This window comes from Yersinia sp. J1, assembly GCF_050586585.1.
Classification (GTDB): Bacteria; Pseudomonadota; Gammaproteobacteria; order Enterobacterales; family Enterobacteriaceae; genus Yersinia; species Yersinia entomophaga.
Window position 1 is genome coordinate 1 of the sequence record NZ_JBOBDP010000049.1, and the last position, 1098, is coordinate 1098.

Sequence of the window (1098 nt, forward strand, 5' to 3'; positions counted from 1 at the left end):
CCCGCTGGGATGGATAGATCCCTTAGGGTTGGCAGCTTGTCCACTGGCAAACGCTGGTAAACTTAAACCACCGTTAGCGAAACCAGGCGAGGACTTATTTGTTGGCACATATAGCCAAGTCCGTGGAGCAAATATAAAGAGTGGTCTTAATCCAACCCATACACCGCATCATGCTATTCAGAATGCTGTTAGTCCGACGACACATGCTCGAGGAATAACGATAAACATGCGTAAAGATCTGCACGAATTAACATGGACATATAAAAAACCGTTTGTCCGAGGTTTAACAAATAGGCAATACCTAGCAAGAGACATTGTTGACCTGAGAACTATATTCCGTAATGCTGGATATAGTAAGGACGTTGTTAATAGGCAGTTGTCTGAGCTAATCAAACAAAACAAAGCATTATGGAAAGCTATGGAGCTATGAATATGAACAGAAATGAAGCGCTGTCTTTCTTACGTCATAATCAACCGATGCCGGATGATGACGTTTTAACACAAGAACTAATTAATAAATATGATGAGGCAAGAAAGTTTTTCATTGCTCATCCTGACAAAGAGGCAATCTCATTATTCCTTAACTCTTATGGTAATGGAGATGGGTGGGGAGTATATCAATTAGTAGAAGATTTTTTTTATAAATGCCATCGCGATGATGTAGTGTTGGAAATACAAAAAACATTAGAAAACCCATCTGTAACCGACAATGTAAGATACTGGGTTACCCAAGTATCAGCAGCATTCGCTGATGCCAAACTAAAAAAAGGCTTGGAAATATCGCTAAAATCGAAGAATGAAGATATCCGAGAGGCAGCACAGTTATCTCTTGATATGATTGATGACTAATATTAGAACGGGGAGATAATATTTGGATCTTTCCGGTTTTTTTATCTGTTGTTACGCTAATACATTATCCTGTTGCACCTGAATCACCACCTTGCCGGGCATCACGTTGATCGCCAGCGGTTGCCCGGTCAGGCCGCACTGCGTCAGCCAGTTCTCTGGCAGAGACAGCTTGCCGTTATCCCGTATCTAGTTCACGCAGCCACAGCCAGCCAGAACCCGGTTTAAAATTCGCCGGCCAGCTTCTGGATG

General features: G+C 42.3%; 3 protein-coding genes. 2 read left to right on the forward strand and 1 reads right to left on the reverse strand.

All coding sequences use genetic code 11. From position 1 onward, the window contains the following. On the forward strand, positions 1 to 430 hold a 430-nt coding region (locus tag ACQ4OC_RS19530), incomplete at its 5' end, for a hypothetical protein (RefSeq protein ID WP_430971560.1). A gap of 2 nt (positions 431 to 432) precedes the next feature. Continuing rightward, complete coding sequence (locus ACQ4OC_RS19535; protein ID WP_049602121.1) at positions 433 to 849, forward strand: hypothetical protein; 417 nt, start codon at positions 433 to 435, stop codon at positions 847 to 849. 51 nt (positions 850 to 900) lie between these two features. Here the strand turns inward: ACQ4OC_RS19535 and ACQ4OC_RS19540 are convergent, their stop codons facing one another. Continuing rightward, the gene (locus ACQ4OC_RS19540) at positions 901 to 1035 is read right to left on the reverse strand and encodes a SymE family type I addiction module toxin (RefSeq protein WP_430971561.1); all 135 of its coding nucleotides are present in this window, start codon (positions 1033 to 1035) and stop codon (positions 901 to 903) included. Between the last annotated feature and the right edge of the window lie 63 nt (positions 1036 to 1098).